The organism is Shewanella marina JCM 15074 (genome assembly GCF_000614975.1).
GTDB classification, from domain to species: Bacteria; Pseudomonadota; Gammaproteobacteria; order Enterobacterales; family Shewanellaceae; genus Shewanella; species Shewanella marina.
The window spans coordinates 14,000-33,086 of record NZ_BALM01000038.1 but is presented as its reverse complement, the minus strand read 5'-3'; the positions used below and the strand labels follow the sequence as shown (position 1 = coordinate 33,086).

Sequence of the window (19,087 nt, the reverse complement as noted above, 5' to 3'; positions counted from 1 at the left end):
GAATGATTAATGAAGATATTACTTTTATTATAAGTATTGTTAATGAGTTTAAACTTTAATTAATATTTAAACTGTTGTGCTATTAGAGGTGATGGACTTGTTTAGTAAGTCAGAGAGTAAGATTAACTCGGTAAGTATTATAGTTTTAACATATAGAAACTGGAAATTACTTGAGTCTGCAATTTCGTCTGTTTCAAAACAAATGCTAAATGGCATAAATTTAGAATTGTTAATTGTTGATGATAGCACTCTTGGTTTTGATTATGGTTATGTACTTGATTTAATTAAAAAGTATAATCTTTATAAATATACAAATATAATAATTAATCAAACTAATCTTGGGACAGTCAAGTCTTTTAATAATGCTATAAAATTATCTAAAGGAGATATTATTATTCCCCTTGCTGCTGATGATATTTTTTATGATGATTTAGTTGTGAGTGATATCGTGAAATGCTTTGTTAAGAATAAAGCGTTAATTATTACGGGGTTAAGGGTTCCATTTGATAAAAATGGAAGGTACTCAGCTTTACCTAAGTATGCGGATAGAAAGTTTTTCATAAGTAAAGATAAATTATTAAAAAGAATTGCTTGTAAAGGGAATTTGATATCTGGAGCTTCTACTTATTACCATCGAGAATTGTTTAATAAGTATGGCTATTTTTCTGAGAGTTATAGATTGCTTGAAGATTACCCTTATTATTTACATATACTAAGTAAGGGGCAAGATATTATACTAATGGATAGGTTTGTTATTTTATATCGATTGGGTGGTGTTTCATCTGAATCATCAATTAATCCAATTCTTAAATCTGATTTTGTATTATCATATAAATTTGCAGCAACGTTGAAATGTGTTAATTTTTTTTCAAAAAAGAAAAATTTTATATAATAAGGTATTAAGCAATAAGTATGAATTGTTGAGTATAATTAAATATCCTGAACAATATTTTTTGAATATTTTATCAAACTTTAAGAAAGTTTTAATAAAATAAAATTATGCTTTCCAAGCACTTATTCGCAGTTTGTTGCCCTTGCCAAAGCTGTTGTTTAAGTGCTTTTTTATTAGCTAATATTTGTTTATTTTCCTTTTCTTCGATCGCACCAATAAATTCTGCCATATTTTGTACTGTAAGTCCTATTTCTGGAAGTTCTGCAACATAGGGGTAGCTTTGACGGCAGTTTAGTTGATAGTTTTGTTGATCGAATGGATAAAATATTAATTTGATATTATAAAGTAGGGCGTCAAACACCAGTGATGAGTAGTCACTGACCATGATATCAATATGAGTCAATATCGGGTAAATGTCATCAATATCGCTTATGTTAATAATGTTTTCAAATTGATTAAAGTCTTGGCTTAAGTGTCGCTCATTAGGGTGTAACTTTAATATTAATAATTGATTATGATTGACAAGATGTTTTGATAACTGTGGCCAATTAAATGCTGATGTGTAAGGGTTGTCAGTGCTTTTGCTATCTCGCCAAGTCGGTGCATATAATATGACTTTATTATAATGACTATACTCAATACCTGTGTTATTGGCTGAATTATCTTTTATTTCAGTCCTCGGGTAATTAGCTCTGATTAGGCTTTTTTTATTGATGTTGAATGATGATGAATATATATCGTCAAACAGTTTGCTGGGGCTTAACATAATATTGGGTTTAACGTACTGTTGATGATATTTAATTGACTTCATCAGCCTTGATAATCGTGTTTTAGCATGGTAAATCGATGCCATTGGTCCATGGTCGATATCAAATTCAATCTTTTTTAATGGGCTACCATGCCAAAGGTTTATCTTAGTTGCTCCAGCTGCAAAGTATTGGTTGATATCGCCAATATAGCTATTATAACAGTAACATTTTGCCGTTAACGCATGCCATATCCCAAGTAATGAGTAGCGCAGGTAAGCTTGTTTCCCTTGGCTTTGTAGTGTTGTAATAACCTTTTTATCTGCTGAGATCCAGATTGGGATTAAGGTAGGGTGATTTTGCCATGCTAAATAGAGATATTTTGCATTATCATTGAATAGGTTGCGGTAGCTGCCGAACACAATTTTATTTTTCTGTCTTGGAAATAGATAGCTCATCAAATAAATCACTTTTCTAATAAGATAGAATATCCATTTCATACGCTCGCTCCGCTGGCTTTTGACGGTATATTTGCTGAGTTATCGCTTGAGCGTTTGCTTAGTGCTTGCTTTAGCAAAGTGAAGTATTTTTTCTTCCCTTTTTGAAGAAAAAATACTTGTTCCATTAATCGATACTCTTCTTCATATAGCTTTAAGTGTTTTAGTAGCTGTGCGGGACCCCATAGTCCAATATTTTGACCTGCTGTTGTTGATTGGTAGCCAAAGAGGTTGAGATTGCCTGAAATAACATGAATAAGATCGGGTAACAATTTTAAAATGGGTTTATTGACATTAAAGTTGATACGCGTAAATCGCTCCCCTTTATTATTCTTTTGGTAGGTTTTAATGAGAGCTGATTTATGATGCCATTTAGCCCATAGCCAGATGACAGGCCAAAGGGGGAGAGTCATGATGACTGCAAGTAATGCTAGAATTGGTTCAATAAAACCATGTCTTGATAGATGACGCTGTGATGCCAAATGGTGATCAAGATGTTCAACACTAATGGCTGGGGTCAATTGCAACAACATATCTTGATTTAAAATGCAGTTCTTTAAAGTTAAATTCGAACTAAGGCGACTATTATCAAGTACAATGCATTGTTCTAGTGTGCACTCTTGATTGATATAACAATCCTTGCCGATAATCGTATTCCCTTCTATTCGGCAGCTATCATCTATATAAGTGAAATCACCAATAGCGTTATTTTTTCTAATATTGTTTGATGGAATGTGAGGTCGAATACCAATATAGGTATGATGATCTCTTGCTGATGTTATAACTTGCCCTTGTGGTGTCAGGCCAGCAATTTTATGGTTAAGTAAATAAAAATTAGCATCGGCATAATTGTTGATACTGTCTAGATAAAAGCACTGGCCATGCAAAATTTCGGTTAAGTTGGCATTGCTATCTGTATCAGCTGTCAGCGGCCAGTTGAGCTGGTCGAGGTTATTTGTGGCGATGGGGAATAACATCATTCCTGCAAACTTATTCGCCATTTGTGCTTGTACACATTGTCGAGGAGCATGTTCACAAAGGTGTTTAAATTGCGCAAAACATGGGCTTCTCAGTACATCTCCCCTTGCTAACAATATCTTTTTATCTGTAGCAAGATCCATTTTTGCTAAAGTATCGCTGACTTTCTCTTCAGGTTTAGTTAAAAAGTACCGGATTGATAATCCCCATTTTTGGCCATTACCAAAATGGCTTTTAATCTGTTCGATATGACTTGCGACTACGATAGTGACTTCTTGAATATTGGCATTACAAAGATCATCTATGCTGTATTCAAGTACGGGTTTATTTACAATAGGGAGCATTGCTGGGCAATACTTTCGATGAAGCGGCTTTAATTCTTGTCCTAGCCTGTTAGCGAAAATAATTGCTTTCATTAGTACGCTCCTCTTGCCGTAAGTACAGCCGGAATTGTTTTGGCAAGTAAATAGATATCTGTTGTAAGCGATTGTTGCTGAATATAATGCAAATCTAACTCTACCTGCTGCTCGAATGTCAGATTACTGCGTCCGTTGACTTGCCAGAAACAGGTGATTCCAGGTAATGCATTTAAGCGTTGACGTTGGTGTAAATCATATTGATTGACTTCAGATGGTAATGCTGGTCGAGGGCCCACTAGTGACATATCACCTTTAATCACATTCCATAATTGTGGTAGTTCATCAATAGATGTTTTACGGATCAAGTAGCCAATACAAGTCATTCTTGGATCTTGCTTGATTTTAAATAGTACGCCACCTTTCATTTCATTTGTTTTATTCAGTGTATCTTGTTGTCGGCTCGCATCATGTTGCATCGAGCGCAGTTTAAACATTGTGAAGCGGTGGTTGTGTTGACCAACACGTTGTTGCGTAAATACAATTGGACCTGATGACTCGAGCTTGATAAGCAAACCTATAATGCAAAGTAGTGGGCTGAATATGACGATCAAACTACTGGCTAAAATAATATCCAATAGCCGTTTAATATATTGCTGGAGTACGCTTTCAAATTTTATGTAATGAGCATGCCATTGGTTATGTCTAGGTGAGTATTGGTAGCTTCGCGGTTTGTTTTTTTCCGTGTGTTTTAACTTTAATATACGCCATAGAAATAGGGGATTGCCTAAAATATAACGGCGCCACATTCGCATTGGCTCTTGTGCTAAACGCCACGTCCACTCCATTCCTATTTGTCTTAACCACAGTGGTGCTCTGCTCACGTTATTAGCATAAAAATCAAATAACCCGCCTACACCTATTGCGCAGGAGACGGACAATTGTCGTTGATGTTTTGCTAACCATAATTCCTGCTGCGGAGCTCCCATTGCGACCAATAATATATTGGCGCCTGAGGCATTAATTTTATCGATTACTTGTGTGGTTTGATGTTTTTCAAAATAACCATGTTGGCAACCGACTATCTGTAGTTCAGGGTATTGAGCTTGCATGTTTGTCGCACAATGACGGGCTACCTCAGGTTTGGCTCCGAGTAAAAAGATTTTTGCGTCACGTTTTGCTGCAAGTTGGCAAAGGCGAGGAAACATATCTGTGCCATTGATATTATCTTGCAATTGTATCCCTAATTTATTACAAGCTAAGCGCATACCCAAACCATCAGCAAAAATGTGTTTAAATTGTTGTAATGTATTGAGATAGTGCTCGTCACCATATATTTTATTCATGCAATCAGTATTAACGAAAGCATATAATTGGGTTGGTTTATTACTTAAACTATCTAAGATAAGCTCATTCAACATTTGAGACATATTGGTATTACGTATGGTTAGTCCAAATAATTTAAAATAGGGTCTACGAGATAATAGCTTGTTGTTGCTAAATAAATGACTGAGTAAACAACTAAATAGATTAAACAAATAATATAGTGGGTGGTGGTAACAGCGGTTTAAAATTCGCGATGTTGATTCAAATGTGAGCCCATTTTGAGCTTTTAATTGATTAATACTGACAAGGCCAGGCTTAGATAACATTAACGGTCTAGCAAAACAGGTAAATGTGAATTGCTCACCGATGAAACATAATTTACCTGTAATAACATGCCATAAAGCGAGTAGCTCTCTGCATTGATAGCGTTCACCGGTAAATTGGTACAAAGTAATGACCGATTGATGTGGGCCATAAATGGTGATTTGTTCGATAACCGTAGCTGATACACAACGTTTAACGAGGTATATTGTGACAATATATGGGCACAGCAATAATAGGCATAAACAAGCCAGTATCTTATCAATAATGATAACGGTTTTGCTTTGTGCATAAGTTTGGTTGGTATGTAACAATAATTGCATTAACTTTCTCCAACACGATTCTATTGTATGCGAGATATATCGTTACATGTTATTAAGCATAAACTGAGCCAGTATTTATCTTTAATATAAACAAATGGTTAGCTTGGTATGCAGTTGTTTTTATCGATTTGCATTGCATTATTTTTGATTAACAACTTGACATTGGTAGTAGATTTTTAGCTTTTGATAATGACTAATGAGTTGACTACCATGGTATTCAAGCTGACGATAAAATGAATTTGGTAGCAGGTTTAAGAGGTGGGCGGCGCAAAAGGTCATTATTGAACGTGCCGGTTCTTTGCTTATGATTAGAGGTTGTTCACGTAAGGCTTGATGGATAAATTTAATCGCATTAGCACCATCATGTAAGCGAACAGCTTGTCTTGCTAGGTAGCGTAATTGGAACGCTCTGGCATGGCTTTCATAAGTGTTTATCACATCGGGCGCATAGATTTTCGCTTTGTAAATCATAGCCTCCCAAGCATTAAATTGTGCGATTAACTGTGATGATAATCCTTGCCCATTTAAACGATAATAGGTTAATGGCTCAGGTATACCTGCCATTTGCCAACGAGTGGTGGCCAGTAATCTAAGCCAACACTCTATATCTTCAGATTGTCTAAAGCTTTCATCAAAATATTGGCGTTTACCATTATCTCCTGCAAATGCAATATCTATTAATGCTGCTTTTGTGAGCATTGCTGCTGAGCCATTACCAACTGGGTTTCGACACAATAAATGCTCAACGGATATATTATCCAGTTGCGGCATCTGGAATAAGTTAATGGACTGGCTGTGTTCATCAATAAATGCCGATCGGCAGAAGCTTAACCCTAAATGGGGGTTTTGTTGTAGGTGCTTTAATTGTTTGCTGAGTTTGTCGGGGTGCCAGCAATCGTCGGAATCAATAAATGCGAGATAGTTGCCTTTGGCGTGTTTAATGCCGGTATTACGGGCTGCAGATAAGCCTAAGTTTTTGGAATGATGGATGATACTAATTCTTGAATCATTAAAATTATGACAGAGGTTAATAGAGTTATCTTGACCGCAGTCGTCAATAATAAGTAATTCAAACTGTTGGTAGTGCTGATTTAATACTGACTCAATCGCTTCAGTTATATAATCTTCAACATTATAGACGGGCATAATAACGCTAATCAGATTTGTCATAAGGGCTTCTCCTGTAAGATATTCTGTTGGCTTAAATCTAATTTGGCTTGATGATAAGCAAAGTAGGTATAACTGGGGAAAATGACGGTATAACTGAGCACAATAGTGATAGCCACAGCATATAAAGACCACTGGCATGCAATACTGATTGTGACTAAAAGCAATATACAAATAATGAGGTTGGCATAAATATTAAGTTGGTTGTGACCTAGGGATATGAGTAATTGTGCGCCAGCTTCTGCAAAAGGTTTAAATAAACTACTAATGCATAACAACATAAAAATAGGGATTGCTCCTGCGGTTAACCATTGTTCACCATAAATAAGGGGAACATACCAATACGCTAATGCAAATTGTAATAACACGACCGGCGTAATTATTTTGTAAACCCAAAATAAGCTTTGATTAAATTGAGTGATTTTTTGAGGAGTAGTTTGACTGCACAAATGACTATAGAGTGCCGTTGCAAAACTTTGATTGATTGCTTGAGCAATGCCAGTACTGGCATTTAATGCAAAAAAATAAATACCTAACGCTTCTATGCCTAAGAAAAAGCCAATAATGACGTAGTCTAAGTGGTATCTAATCGTCACAATGAGTTCACTTAAGCCAACGATTGCACCTGTTTTAAATAAGTTAATGCATCTTATATCTGGCCATATTAAGTGGTATTTAGGTAATGGGTTTTTATATTGATGGATAAAAATCCAAATGAGAATAGTGCTCGTTTTTGCAATGACAAATGCCCAGATATGTAACCCAGCAATGGCAAGTATTGCCATTAAGCTTCCTTCTGCAATGGTTTGATATAAGCTCGCTTGTGCGACTCTACGCATTCGCTGTTTTCGTAAGTTATGGCACACATAGGGCATGCCAATCGGCAACAATAATAAGCTAAGTGCCATAATAATAATGGGCATACTGAGACTGTTATTTTGAAAATAAAAAGCGATAGGAAAACTTAATATGATCATGATAATACAGGCGATACCGCTAATGATGACATTGACTGTGTATGCATTTGATAGGGATTGGTAATAGTGGGTTGCTGACATCTTAATTAATGGCGCAGATGTCATTCGTCGTAATGGAGTACAAATCAATTCATAGCAGGTCATTATAATGGCTATTTGACCAAAAATTTCAGGGGTGAAGATGCGGGCGATGATAATACTGCAACCCAGTCTTGCGATGCGGCCAATAATTTGCGCTGAACTTAACCATAATACTCCCTCAATCAATTTAGATTGAGCTGATATAGATAACGTTCGGCTGAATCGCATTAAGGCCATAAAATTCCTAATTTACTTGTTCTCGCTATGTTCTAGTGATTACTCATAAATTGTGCCAATATTTAAGGTGTTGATATGTATTATTATTTTTTTAGGCTTTAGTTAGTTCTGCATTTTGCAATGCATTATTTTGTGCAACCTCTTTATGAGCCAGACCGATAATTAGCATGCTAGGCCAAAAAAGGTAAACCAAGATTTCCAAATTTTCACCAAAGGAATAGAGAGAGAGTAAAATCAACATTGCAATTGCGGTTTGAGCTAGTGATGTGACTGTAAAATTGAGGATGAAATAGATAAAGCTAATTATGAGTGGTAATGCAAAACTAATGAGACCTATAATCCCTTTAATAAATAGTAAGCCATACCAAGTGTGATGGGTGCCAATCAGCATATATTCCACTAAATGGGTGCCTCTCTCTACCACGCCATGCCCCCATATAGGAGCTTCATTTAACCAACGCTGAATGGCAATATCAGCCAAGGTTGAGCGAACTCGACTTGATGCTGCACGATAGGCGGTAAAGCGGCGGGTTAATTCGTCAATGAGTGTTATTAGATCTGTGCCAAAGAAGCCCACTAGCATGACAATGGGAGCTCCTGCAAAATATAGCCATGGATTTTTAAGTTGTTTAACGAACATAAAATAAATAAATAAAACAAGGAAACAAGCGAGCGCTAAACGTGATTGACTCATTAAAATAAGGCATAGACTGCCGATAATTCCCCAAGCTTTATAGCGATTGTCTTTTTCCTGTAATGCACAGATAAAAAACAGATTCCCCATCATTCCTGCAGCAGGGGCCCAAGGTGTAAAGAAACGCCATCTTGGCATGCCTGAACCTGGGTCAATTTCATATAGCGTGATAGTAAAGAATTCTAGACCTGCTCCACTAAAAATGCTTAAGGGCGAGATGTATAGTGGGTAGGTAATTTGAGTAACCATGCCATGATAAATAGCGGTAATAGCCATACCGTTTGTTTGGCAATGATACAACAAGCTCTGTAAATTAATTCAGCTCTAATAGGCATGATTGCCAACAACATAAATAATGCAATCAATGCCCAGCCTTTGGCCCAGCCAATTGATGATTTGATTAATAATAGCCAAGGCAATTGATGTAATAGATGTCCCATTATTAATCCAATTAGCATAATTAATATGGAAATTGTCCAAAATAAAATATATGGATTGATAGTTGTATTGAAATACTGATGACGATTAATCAATAAATAAATTAATAATACCCATGCCATGACTGGTGCGACAATGTAAGTCGCACCAATTAACCAAATGGGATAGGTTAAAACTAAGCTATACCAGAGTACTTTTTCTGGAAGGTTAGCGGGGGTTATTTTTTGCGTAGCCATAATAATCGACAACCAATAAGTGCGATGATAGATGCGACGATAGCCGCCAGAATAATGATATAAATGGGGGTTTTATCTGGGGCATTAGGTGTCGATGGCATGGCTAATACTTGTAAAAGCGGATATGCCGCATAGATATCAGCCTTACCAATATCCATTTTAGCAATCGCAGAGGTTAATACGGTGGTAGCTAGCTGGTGGGCACGGTTTAGCTCTGCAAGTTCAGTAGAATCTTGTTGATCTTGGTTAAGTTCGTTTTGTCTTATCTCAATCTCTTTATCTAGGCTCTTTAGTTGTGCATTAAGCCCTTGTGATTCAGTATTAAACTCTAATAATTGTTGCATTAATTCGGCGCGATGATCTTGAATATTATCAGAGATTAATAGCATCAAACTATCATTGTTATAACCTAATAAGATTAAACAGCGATGTTGCATTGCTTCAAAAATAGATTGTTTATCGAGTGATAAATTCACCATTTTTGGGTGCTTGGGGCCAACTTTACGACTCAATTGAATAGATTGAGTGTGTAACTCGCTATATTGAACCAGCAGTTGTCGGAATAGTTGGTCATTCTTTAAACTTAAAATGTCAGCCGCCTGTCGACTATTAATTTTAAGCTGTTTTTCTAACATCAAAATTTTAGCATTATTACCTTGAAGGGTTGCCTGCATATTGGATTTATTCAATTTGAGTTTTTCAATATTAAGGGTGACTTCTTTAAACTGTGCTTCAGATACTAAGCCTTTGCGGGTTTTAAATTCGATAAGGGCTTGCTGCGTTCGTTCTAAGTTGTCATTAAATGATTTTAGGCTTAATTGTACGCCTTGCTCTTTTTGGCTAATTTCATCTTGACGAAGCAGCTCTAAAATAGTCTGTAGTTGCGTAATATGAGCTTGCGCTATCTGTTGAGCTTGCTTAGGATCTGATGCGGTTAAGCTAAATTCCATCAGTCCTGTTTGATAGGGCAATTTTAGATTGGGTGCGACAGTTTGTTGATTACCTAATTTAAATTGTTGAGCCAGACTCATTAAGAGGCGGTCACTTAGTGCGATGGCTTTATAATTCTCTCTAGGGTCAATAGCGGAGCTTGCATAAGGAGAACTAGTTGAACTACTGGCTTGGCCTAGGTTATCTAGACTAATTTGAGTGCCAGAACCTACCCCCGGCAAAATTAGCGTCCAGCGACTGATGTAATTGGATGGCGTCATGATAATTAAGACGATAGCGATGAGCCATATTACGATGAGAGCAAGAATGTTGGTTAATAAATAACTGCCGCGCCACATGGACCGCATTGAACCAAAGCGGTTAATCAATTGCTTAAAATTGCTCTTATTAGCAGTGTTATTCATATTGAGCTAATTACAGTATTCCGAGCAATCCAATCGGGATAAGGAAATCTGTGATGGTTTTAGCTATCTCTCTCATATTTGTTACTCCTGAGTCATAACAAGCTAAGCTATCACCTGGCATTAATTGCGGGTTTATTTCATCACGCCAAGCATTTTTCATTAAAGATGTTATCGAACGTTCAACGATTTGAATCTGTTGATCTTGGGTTGAACGGGTAATAAGCACAATATAACGGGCTGAGTTAGTGTCGCTTCCGCCGACACAGTTGGTTCCTACTGCAGCGTCTAGTAGGCGAGAACCATAGGGATATCGATTGGCATCATTACTACCGATAATGGTACTTGTATTGCCCGGTGTCGTGAGATTGGATACTGAAATCCGCATGCCGGGAATGGTTAATTGTGACGGTCTGACAAGCTTGTTGTAATAGTAGTCTGTTGGGGTGACAAAAATATGATCGCCTGCGGCTAGTGCAAAGGTAGGGACTTTTTTGCCTGTGATTATCCCGCGTAGATCAAAGTTATAATGACGATTTTGGCGGGTGACAATCACTGCAGATAGATCGGCATTAGGTTTTATTCCTCCTGATGAGCGGATGGCGGCTGCAATGGTACGCTGCTGCGCATGATCTCCGGCTAATAATGGTGTTTGCATTGTTTGTTTATTATTATTTTCGCGGTTGATCATATGTTGGCCCGGTTCAAATACCGCACCTGCAACGGTGACCTCAATCGGCGCCCATTGTAGCGGGGCGATATTGATCAAAATTCTTTGAGGGTGCATTAATTGCTGCTCAATTAGAATGCGCTTAACACTTTTTTTCATATCATCAAGTGATTTTCCTTTGGCAGGAATAGCCGGTAAATAAGGCAGAAAAATGTAGCCATTACTGTCGACCTCAACATCAGCAGAAAAATCATCACCATCTAATATTTGTACTCGAATAATGTCGCCAATCGACAGAGTTTGCTCTTTGATGTTTAAATTAGGAAGTTCACATTGCGAGACCTTTGGTATCGTCAAGGCATCAAGTGGCGGCGTTCTGCCTCGGATGTATGGCATATTATCTTTAAAGTAATGACAATCAGCACTATGTTGAGCACCAGAGCATAAAGATACTTCAGGTGATTGCAATGACTGACAGCCAAATCCCCCAAAACAGAGAGTCATTAATCCTATAAAACGCATAATAAGTTTCATTATGGTCCCCAGTTAAAGAACCAGTTGACACTGGCGAGTAATAAATTTGATAGCAGCACTTTTGTTTTCATAAATATCGAAAATGAAATGGAGTTCTGTTAACTCAATTAATGCTTTTACATTATGAGGCGGGGATAGCAGTAATATATTGCCCTGTTGTTTTTGAGCTTGGTTCATCACGGTAATAAATATTGATAAGCCACTGGCATCGACTTTTTCGATATTGTGTAAATCTAAAATAAGGTGACTTACTCCCTGTGAAAGTAACTGCAAGATAGCCGCTCTGATTGTCGGTGTTTGTTCGATAACTAGCTGTTTTGGTAAGGTTATTAATGCTGCGCAATTTTCTGCAAGTGGTGTAATTTGCATAATGACCTCATAGTTTAAATTTTAATATTTAAATCTAAGCATAAAATGCGCCATTTTTAAGTAGTTGATTTTTATTATTAAAATAATTGACGTGCAATAAGGTTGCATATTGCAATGCAGCTTCTTTGTTAATGCTGTATTGACGGTAATTAAGTTGGCAACTGCATAAATAAATAAGGTATTAATTGTCGAGTTATTATGCAATAAAACTCAATCTAAAGTTGTATAACCTATTGGTTTAAAATGAACTTTGCTATTTTTGCTTGTTGCAAAATGCAAAAATCTTGGCCATTATTTATACATTGAGGCATAGGAATTGCTGTTATCTGTAGAGCTTGTATTAGCAAAATGAGATTTTGCTAATTTGAATACCGATAAATTATTTGCATTATATAAGGAGCGCTATGTCATTTAGATTGAAAACGATTTTAGGTATAGCGTTAATTGAAGGTCTGTTATTACTATTACTGGTCTTTTCAAGCGTGGATTATCTTAAAGGATTTAATCAAGCCCAAATCGAACAACGTGCACAATCTATCTCAGCCATTATTACTACAGTGGCAAAAGAATCGATCATTAACGCTCAATTCTCTAGTTTGCGAGCGCTTGCTTATGAAATGATTGCAAACAACCACGTTATATTTATTTGCATACATAATCAGCAACATCAAGATATATTTAATATTGGCCAAGAGTGCCGGCAGTATAAAGAGGGAACGCTGCTAACGACTGATGATTTAGTGGTTGTTAAGTCTGATATAAAGCAAGAAAAGCAAGTTATTGGTCATATCGAGCTCGGCATCGCTACGGCGGGTTTTGCAGGTATGATTACTGATGTTGTATACCATTTCTTAGGTATTGCATTGCTAGAAATGCTCGTCGTTGCGGTATTTCTATTTTTACTGGGGCATTTTTTGTTACGCCATATTGTGCAATTAAAACAAGCCGCGGAAACCATTCTTAAAGGTGAGCATAGCGATCAAATTGTTGTAAAAGGCGACGATGAAATAGCACAAGCCATTCGTGCGTTTAACCAAATGAATCAGGTTATTGAGCAGCGCAGTTTAGCGTTAGAACACGCTAATGTCAGGTTGACGACTATCTTAAGTACGGTGATTGATGGTTTTGTTTTATTTGATTTGCAGGGCAAAATTAAACAAGTTAATAGCGCAATATGTAATATGTTTGATTATCAAGAGTGTGAGATGTTAGGTGATAATATTTCGTTATTATTGCCCGTTAATTCCCATACACTTGCTGATGATTATATTAAATATGCCGCTAAAAAAAGCAGTGCTATTTGGCTTGGTCGTACTCGAGAGATTCAAGCTAAAAATCTCGCAGGAGAGGTATTTCCTGTTGAAATATCCATTTCAAAAATGTCACTTTCTGGCGAAGTGATACTTATCTGTTTAGTGAAAGATTTACGCGAAATAAAACGAAACCAAGCTGCGTTAAAACGCAGTGAATCAATATTATTAGCCACCTTAGATGCAAGCCTTGATGCATTAATTACGCTTGACATAGATGGCCATATTCAAGAATTTAATGATGCGGCAGTCAAATTATTTGGTTATCAACGAGATGAGGTGATTGGCGGCTGCATTGACGATTTTATTATCCCTAAAGAACGGCAGCGTATCTATCATCGCGCTATGCACAGCTTTAAACATCATCAATCCGGTGAGTTAATTAAAAAGAAAGTGGAGTTAGTCGCCTGCCATCGAGATGGTCATGAAATCACACTAGAGGTCATTATTATTCCTATTCAAATGGGGGATGAATTAATACTGACCGCATTTATGCGAGATATTTCTGAGCGTAAGAAGTATGAAACCACATTGCGCCGAGCTAAGGATCAAGCCGAGCAAGGTAGTCACGCTAAGTCTCGATTTTTAGCGACTATGAGTCATGAGATCCGCTCCCCCTTAAATGCGGCGTTAGGTTGTGTTGAGTTATTGCTGGCAACACCATTAGATAAAGAACAGCGTATTTATGCGAATACCGCGCAAGAAGCGAGTAATGCGTTACTGTCAGTGATTAATGATATTCTCGATTTTTCTAAAATCGAAGCAGGTCAAATGGAGCTTGAGGTTCATGAGTTTGAACCCGATAAATTGATTGATAATGTATTGCAAATTCTTGCTCCTAAAGCACAAGAGCGCGGTGTCACACTTGCAAGCTTTGTTGATATAAATGTCCCCGACACTTTGATGGGGGATGCGCAGCGGTTAAGGCAGGTTATTCATAATTTAATTGATAATGCGATTAAATTTTCCCATGAAGGGTGTGTCTCTATTGAGATATGGCTTGCTGAGCAACAAGGTGAGCACATCAAACTTTGCTGTCAGGTGAAAGATCAAGGGATTGGTATTGAGGTGGATGCACAGGCTGAGTTGTTTAACGAGTTTTCTCAAGTCCATGATGAACATAATACTCGTTATCAAGGCACGGGGTTAGGGCTGGCTATTTGCGCTGAGATTATTAAATTAATGGGCGGCAAAATTCAATTGCAAAGTGAACCTGAAAAAGGCAGTTGTTTTAGTTTTCAAGTATTACTTAAATCGACTGAAAATGAATTACATCACTATCATCATTTACCTACTCATTCATCAGTATTACTTATCCATCCTGAAGCGGTATTCACTGAGTTAATGGGGCGTCAATACCAACAATATGGCGTGCAAAGCGATACCTACCAAGATATTACAGCTTGTTTAGCTGCGGCAACTAAAAGCAGTTATAACTTAATTTTAATTGATGAGTCTTGTTTCTTATATTCGACAGCCGCACAAATCAACCAGCTTAACCAATTATGCCTGGCAAAACAGGGTGAAATGATGTCAATGGTGTCGGGTATTAATCAGAATTTAAGCGACATATATGGACAGATTAAACCGCTTAAATTAGTGAATAAGCCCTTAAGTCGGCACATGTTATTGGATCTTCTTGCTGGAGAAAATACTGAGCGTGGTGTGACTCAAGATAGTATTGAAGCGCATGATGACAAGCCTAATTGTCGTATCTTACTCGCCGAGGATAGTCCTGCAAACCAGATGGTTGCTGGCAAGATGTTAAGCATTCATGGCTATAAAGTGGATTATGCCAATAATGGTATTGAAGCGTTAGAGATGGCAATAACAAACCATTACCAAATTATATTAATGGATGTACGAATGCCACAAATGGATGGGTTACAAGCAACCACTGCGATTCTTGAGCAAAAACCTGAACAAATCATTATTGGCTTATCCGCTAATGTCATGAAAACTGATATTGAACGCTGTTATCAAGTAGGGATGAAAGATTTTATTGGTAAACCTGTTAATGGTAAGGAGCTCTTTTCAGTATTAAGTCGTTGGATTCAATCTGTATCAGCACCATCTTGTGCTGCTAAAGGTGAGCCGGAAACTGAGACAGTTACAGATGTTTATGAGTTATTAGATCGTACTGTAATAAATGAACTACAAACGATGCTAGGTGATGATGCGTTAAAGCAGATGTTAGGCGTATTTTGTGAAGAGGCTGGTCAACGCTTGAGTTTATTACGATGTTTGGCTTGTACTAGTAATTTTGAGGATGTTGAAACACAAGCGCATACCCTAAAAAGTAGTGCGGGCAGTTTTGGTGCGATTAAAATTTGTCAATTGGCAAAACAACTAGAAATTAGTGCGAGAGAACAACAACAAATACAAATTGGATTGTTAATTGAGCAGTTGCAAATAGAGGGTAAGCAAACCATAAAGCAGCTAAATACAGAATTTGAGTTAGGGTGATAAATATGAGTAATCAGCAATCTATAAAAGCATTAATCGTTGAAGATAGTTTATCGTTAGGGGCACTTTATTCTGAGTATTTACGAAAAGAACATGTACAAGTGACTTTAGTGCATTATGGTGAGGATGCCTTAACTCAATTAAAGCAGTGGCAGCCTGATATTGTGTTACTCGATATTAAATTACCTGATATGTCTGGGATGGATATTTTAGAGAAAATTCAAACTTTATATCCTCAAGTTGCAGTGGTGATGGTAACTGCTCATGGAAGTATTGATATTGCCGTAGAAGCTATGCGTATTGGTGCGTTTGATTTCTTAGTCAAACCCTTCGATGGTAAAAGATTATCTATTACGGTACGTAATGCCATTAAGCAAAATAAATTACTCAAGATGGTGAATGATTATGAACAGAGTTTGCCTAAATCTAGTTTTGAAGGATTTATTGGTGAGTCGTTACCTATGCAAGCTATTTATAAAACGATAGATAGCGTCGCCTCTAGTCGGGCATCCATTTTTATTGTGGGTGAAAGTGGCACCGGTAAGGAAGTTTGTGCCCACGCAATTCATCGACGAGGTCAGCGAAACAAGCATCAATTTGTGGCGTTGAACTGTGCGTCAATCCCCAAGGATTTAATTGAAAGTGAAATTTTTGGTCATGTGAAAGGGGCCTTTACAGGTGCTCATACCAACCGAGAAGGTGCTGCTACTCGGGCGCATAAAGGGACTTTATTTTTGGATGAAATATGTGAGTTAGATTTAAACTTACAGAGTAAATTGTTGCGTTTTATTCAGACGGGGACATTTCAGCGGGTGGGCAGTAATAAAGATGAACATGTAGATGTGCGTATTATTAGTGCAACTAATCGTCAGCCTTGGCAAGAAGTGCAAGCTGGCCGTTTTAGAGAAGACCTCTTTTTTAGATTGCATGTGATTCCTATTCAATTACCGCCATTAAGGGATAGGCACAGTGATTGCCTATTACTCGCAGAGTCCCTTATTGGTCAATATGCCGAGGAGGAGGGTAAACAGTTTTCTGGTTTTAATGCCGCGGTTAGACGTATTTTTCAACAGTATGCATGGCCTGGTAATGTGCGTGAATTGCAGAATGTTATTCGGCAAATTGTGGTATTGAATGAAGGTGGATTAGTGACAGAGACAATGCTGCCAGCCTTGGCGGGTAATGTTATCACTAACAGTACTGAAGCGGTTAAGCCTAAGTCATTATCAAATTCAAGTTCTGCTCACAACATTGTTGAATTACAACCTGATACTATCGAAGTTGAACCATTGTGGGTGGCGGAAAAGCAGATTATTGAACAAGCGATTGCCGCATGTGATGGCAATGTGCCTAAAGCTGCCGCGTTACTTGATATCAGTGCCTCGACCATTTACCGTAAAAAGCAGCAATGGCAAGATTTTGAAAAAGCACGTTAAATGTATAAAGTGGTGTAGAGCGTATAATGAGAGAGACAAAAGATGAAGCAATATCCTGTTGATATACATTGCCATACTGTTGCATCCACCCATGCCTACAGTACGGTGCATGATTATTTTGCAGTCGCAAAGCAAAAACAGATGGCATTGTTTGCGATAACCGATCATGGTCCTGAAATGGCTGATGCACCGCATTTTTGGCATTTTGTTAATATGCGGGTATTGCCAAGAGTGTTTCAGGGTGTTGGTTTATTGCGAGGTATCGAAGCTAATATTAAAAACACCGCGGGTGAAATTGATTTTTTTGGTGATTATTTAACGCAACTTGATATTGTTTTAGCGGGCTTTCATGAGCCAGTTTGGCAACCCTCGACTTGTGAACAACATACTCAAGCGATGGTGAATGCGATTAAAAGTGGGCATGTTGATGTGATATCTCACCCTGGTAATCCAAGTTACCCCATCGATATTGAAGCTGTGGTTAAAGCTGCTGCTGAGCATCAGGTTGCGCTTGAAGTCAATAACTCCTCTTTTATCTGTTCACGCACTGGCTCTAAAGATAACTGTATTGAGTTAGTTAAATTAGCTAAGCAATATGATGCGCCAATTGTGATGGGATCTGATTCCCATGTAGCATTTACATTAGGTGGTTTTGAGCAATCATTGGCCATTATCCAGCAGGCGCAATATCCGCTTGAAAAACTGATTAATCGTTCACCGCAAGCTTTACTTACCTTTTTAGCTGACAGAGGTCATCAGGCTATCCCAGAATTTGATGGTCTTTGGGATTAATTATCATACTAAATAAATATATATAATTAACATCATAATATTATTTGGGATTATCTGCCGCGGTTGCTCATAATGGTCACATTAATGATTAATGGAGTAATAAGTGACGGTATTAACAGAACAACAATTATTGGCAGTTGTGGCAATTGCGCGGCACGCTGGTCGCGCGATTATGGATGTTTATAAACAAGAGATAGCCGTTGTTATCAAACAAGATCAAACTCCCGTGACTCAAGCCGATTTAGCTGCGCATCAGAGTATAGTGTCACAGCTGAAAGCGTTAACGCCGACTATTCCCATTTTATCAGAAGAAGCTGCAGACATTAGTTGGCAACAGCGCCAAACTTGGTCTCGTTATTGGTTAATTGATCCACTTGATGGTACTAAAGAATTTATTGCTGGCAATGGTGAGTTTACGGTAAATATCGCGCTGATTGAAGCGGGGCAGCCGGTACTCGGTGTGGTATATGCGCCGGCATTAGCACAATGTTATTACGCGATGATAGGTTATGGTGCTTGGCGTCAAGGTGAGGAGGAGTTGGTACAACTACCATTAGCAGTCACTTCTCCGCAAGTTATTCGAGTCGTCGGTAGTCGTTCACATATGACCGATGAGGTTACGGCTTATTTACAACATCTGCCAGAATATCAAATGTGTGCGGTCGGAAGTTCGTTAAAGTTCTGCCAGCTTGCAGAGGGTAACGCAGAAATATACCCTCGCTTAGGGCTCACCTCTGAGTGGGATACTGCCGCCGCCCATGCTGTACTTACTTGTGCTGGTGGGCAAATTAACCGCTATGATGATGGTAAGCCATTGCAATACAATCAAAAATCCAGTCTACTCAACCCCTATTTTATTGCAACTGCACCACATTGGCAGGAATGAGCA

At 37.8% G+C, this 19,087-nt stretch carries 15 protein-coding genes; 5 read left to right on the top strand and 10 right to left on the bottom strand.

Annotated elements, in window-relative coordinates; translation table 11 throughout:
- The first annotated feature begins 97 nt into the window (after positions 1-97).
- Positions 98-892, top strand: coding sequence for a glycosyltransferase (locus JCM15074_RS18775; RefSeq protein ID WP_159105317.1), 795 nt, complete (start codon positions 98-100; stop codon positions 890-892).
- A gap of 91 nt (positions 893-983) precedes the next feature.
- Here JCM15074_RS18775 and JCM15074_RS18770 read toward each other — a convergent pair whose 3' ends face one another.
- From JCM15074_RS18770 to JCM15074_RS18730, 10 genes are all read right to left on the bottom strand, one after another.
- A complete protein-coding gene (locus tag JCM15074_RS18770; RefSeq protein WP_025823297.1) occupies positions 984-2,138 on the bottom strand; it encodes a CDP-glycerol glycerophosphotransferase family protein in 1,155 nt (384 codons plus the stop codon).
- A complete protein-coding gene (locus tag JCM15074_RS18765; protein ID WP_025823295.1) occupies positions 2,135-3,529 on the bottom strand; it encodes a nucleotidyltransferase family protein in 1,395 nt (464 codons plus the stop codon). The genes JCM15074_RS18770 and JCM15074_RS18765 overlap by 4 nt, the downstream gene beginning before the upstream one ends.
- Complete coding sequence (locus JCM15074_RS25145; protein ID WP_025823293.1) at positions 3,529-5,439, bottom strand: WecB/TagA/CpsF family glycosyltransferase; 1,911 nt, start codon at positions 5,437-5,439, stop codon at positions 3,529-3,531. The genes JCM15074_RS18765 and JCM15074_RS25145 overlap by 1 nt, the downstream gene beginning before the upstream one ends.
- Before the next feature lie 138 nt (positions 5,440-5,577).
- Positions 5,578-6,609: a glycosyltransferase family 2 protein gene (locus tag JCM15074_RS18755; RefSeq protein WP_025823292.1), complete on the bottom strand. Its 1,032-nt coding sequence runs from the start codon at positions 6,607-6,609 to the stop codon at positions 5,578-5,580.
- The gene (locus JCM15074_RS18750) at positions 6,606-7,901 is read right to left on the bottom strand and encodes an oligosaccharide flippase family protein (RefSeq protein ID WP_025823290.1); all 1,296 of its coding nucleotides are present in this window, start codon (positions 7,899-7,901) and stop codon (positions 6,606-6,608) included. The genes JCM15074_RS18755 and JCM15074_RS18750 overlap by 4 nt, the downstream gene beginning before the upstream one ends.
- Before the next feature lie 91 nt (positions 7,902-7,992).
- Positions 7,993-8,871 carry an O-antigen ligase family protein gene (locus JCM15074_RS23075; protein ID WP_234400289.1) on the bottom strand — a complete coding sequence of 293 codons (879 nt, stop codon included), beginning with the start codon at positions 8,869-8,871 and terminating at the stop codon, positions 7,993-7,995.
- Positions 8,802-9,269, bottom strand: a complete 468-nt coding sequence (locus JCM15074_RS25140) for a hypothetical protein (protein ID WP_234400288.1) — start codon at positions 9,267-9,269, stop codon at positions 8,802-8,804. Before JCM15074_RS25140 ends, JCM15074_RS23075 begins: the two co-directional genes overlap by 70 nt.
- A complete protein-coding gene (locus JCM15074_RS18740; protein ID WP_025823288.1) occupies positions 9,251-10,624 on the bottom strand; it encodes a GumC family protein in 1,374 nt (457 codons plus the stop codon). The genes JCM15074_RS25140 and JCM15074_RS18740 overlap by 19 nt, the downstream gene beginning before the upstream one ends.
- A 10-nt stretch (positions 10,625-10,634) precedes the next feature.
- Positions 10,635-11,825 carry a polysaccharide biosynthesis/export family protein gene (locus JCM15074_RS18735; protein WP_025823286.1) on the bottom strand — a complete coding sequence of 397 codons (1,191 nt, stop codon included), beginning with the start codon at positions 11,823-11,825 and terminating at the stop codon, positions 10,635-10,637.
- Between the two features lie 12 nt (positions 11,826-11,837).
- Positions 11,838-12,194 (bottom strand): STAS domain-containing protein, encoded by a 357-nt coding sequence (locus JCM15074_RS18730; protein WP_025823284.1) that lies wholly within the window; start codon positions 12,192-12,194, stop codon positions 11,838-11,840.
- 404 nt (positions 12,195-12,598) lie between these two features.
- Here JCM15074_RS18730 and JCM15074_RS18725 point away from each other — a divergent pair, with 404 nt between their 5' ends.
- The 4 genes from JCM15074_RS18725 (at position 12,599) to cysQ (ending at position 19,084) form a co-directional block, all read left to right on the top strand.
- Positions 12,599-15,970: a PAS domain S-box protein gene (locus JCM15074_RS18725; protein WP_025823283.1), complete on the top strand. Its 3,372-nt coding sequence runs from the start codon at positions 12,599-12,601 to the stop codon at positions 15,968-15,970.
- 5 nt (positions 15,971-15,975) lie between these two features.
- Positions 15,976-17,406: a sigma-54-dependent transcriptional regulator gene (locus JCM15074_RS18720; protein ID WP_025823281.1), complete on the top strand. Its 1,431-nt coding sequence runs from the start codon at positions 15,976-15,978 to the stop codon at positions 17,404-17,406.
- A gap of 42 nt (positions 17,407-17,448) precedes the next feature.
- A complete protein-coding gene (locus tag JCM15074_RS18715) occupies positions 17,449-18,198 on the top strand; it encodes a phosphatase (RefSeq protein WP_025823279.1) in 750 nt (249 codons plus the stop codon).
- A 103-nt stretch (positions 18,199-18,301) separates the two neighbouring features.
- A complete protein-coding gene (gene cysQ / locus JCM15074_RS18710; protein ID WP_025823277.1) occupies positions 18,302-19,084 on the top strand; it encodes a 3'(2'),5'-bisphosphate nucleotidase CysQ in 783 nt (260 codons plus the stop codon).
- Positions 19,085-19,087 lie beyond the last annotated feature (3 nt).

Coding starts and splice junctions, on each gene's coding strand:
- JCM15074_RS18750 (WP_025823290.1), bottom strand. CDS start 7,901: ATGGCCTTAATGCGATTCAGCCGAACGTTATCTATATCAGCTCAATCT.
- JCM15074_RS18770 (WP_025823297.1), bottom strand. CDS start 2,138: ATGAAATGGATATTCTATCTTATTAGAAAAGTGATTTATTTGATGAGC.
- JCM15074_RS18715 (WP_025823279.1), top strand. CDS start 17,449: ATGAAGCAATATCCTGTTGATATACATTGCCATACTGTTGCATCCACC.
- JCM15074_RS18730 (WP_025823284.1), bottom strand. CDS start 12,194: ATGCAAATTACACCACTTGCAGAAAATTGCGCAGCATTAATAACCTTA.
- JCM15074_RS18765 (WP_025823295.1), bottom strand. CDS start 3,529: ATGAAAGCAATTATTTTCGCTAACAGGCTAGGACAAGAATTAAAGCCG.
- JCM15074_RS18720 (WP_025823281.1), top strand. CDS start 15,976: ATGAGTAATCAGCAATCTATAAAAGCATTAATCGTTGAAGATAGTTTA.
- JCM15074_RS18725 (WP_025823283.1), top strand. CDS start 12,599: ATGTCATTTAGATTGAAAACGATTTTAGGTATAGCGTTAATTGAAGGT.
- JCM15074_RS25145 (WP_025823293.1), bottom strand. CDS start 5,439: ATGCAATTATTGTTACATACCAACCAAACTTATGCACAAAGCAAAACC.
- JCM15074_RS25140 (WP_234400288.1), bottom strand. CDS start 9,269: ATGGCTACGCAAAAAATAACCCCCGCTAACCTTCCAGAAAAAGTACTC.
- JCM15074_RS18735 (WP_025823286.1), bottom strand. CDS start 11,825: ATGAAACTTATTATGCGTTTTATAGGATTAATGACTCTCTGTTTTGGG.
- JCM15074_RS18740 (WP_025823288.1), bottom strand. CDS start 10,624: ATGAATAACACTGCTAATAAGAGCAATTTTAAGCAATTGATTAACCGC.
- JCM15074_RS23075 (WP_234400289.1), bottom strand. CDS start 8,871: ATGGCTATTACCGCTATTTATCATGGCATGGTTACTCAAATTACCTAC.
- JCM15074_RS18755 (WP_025823292.1), bottom strand. CDS start 6,609: ATGACAAATCTGATTAGCGTTATTATGCCCGTCTATAATGTTGAAGAT.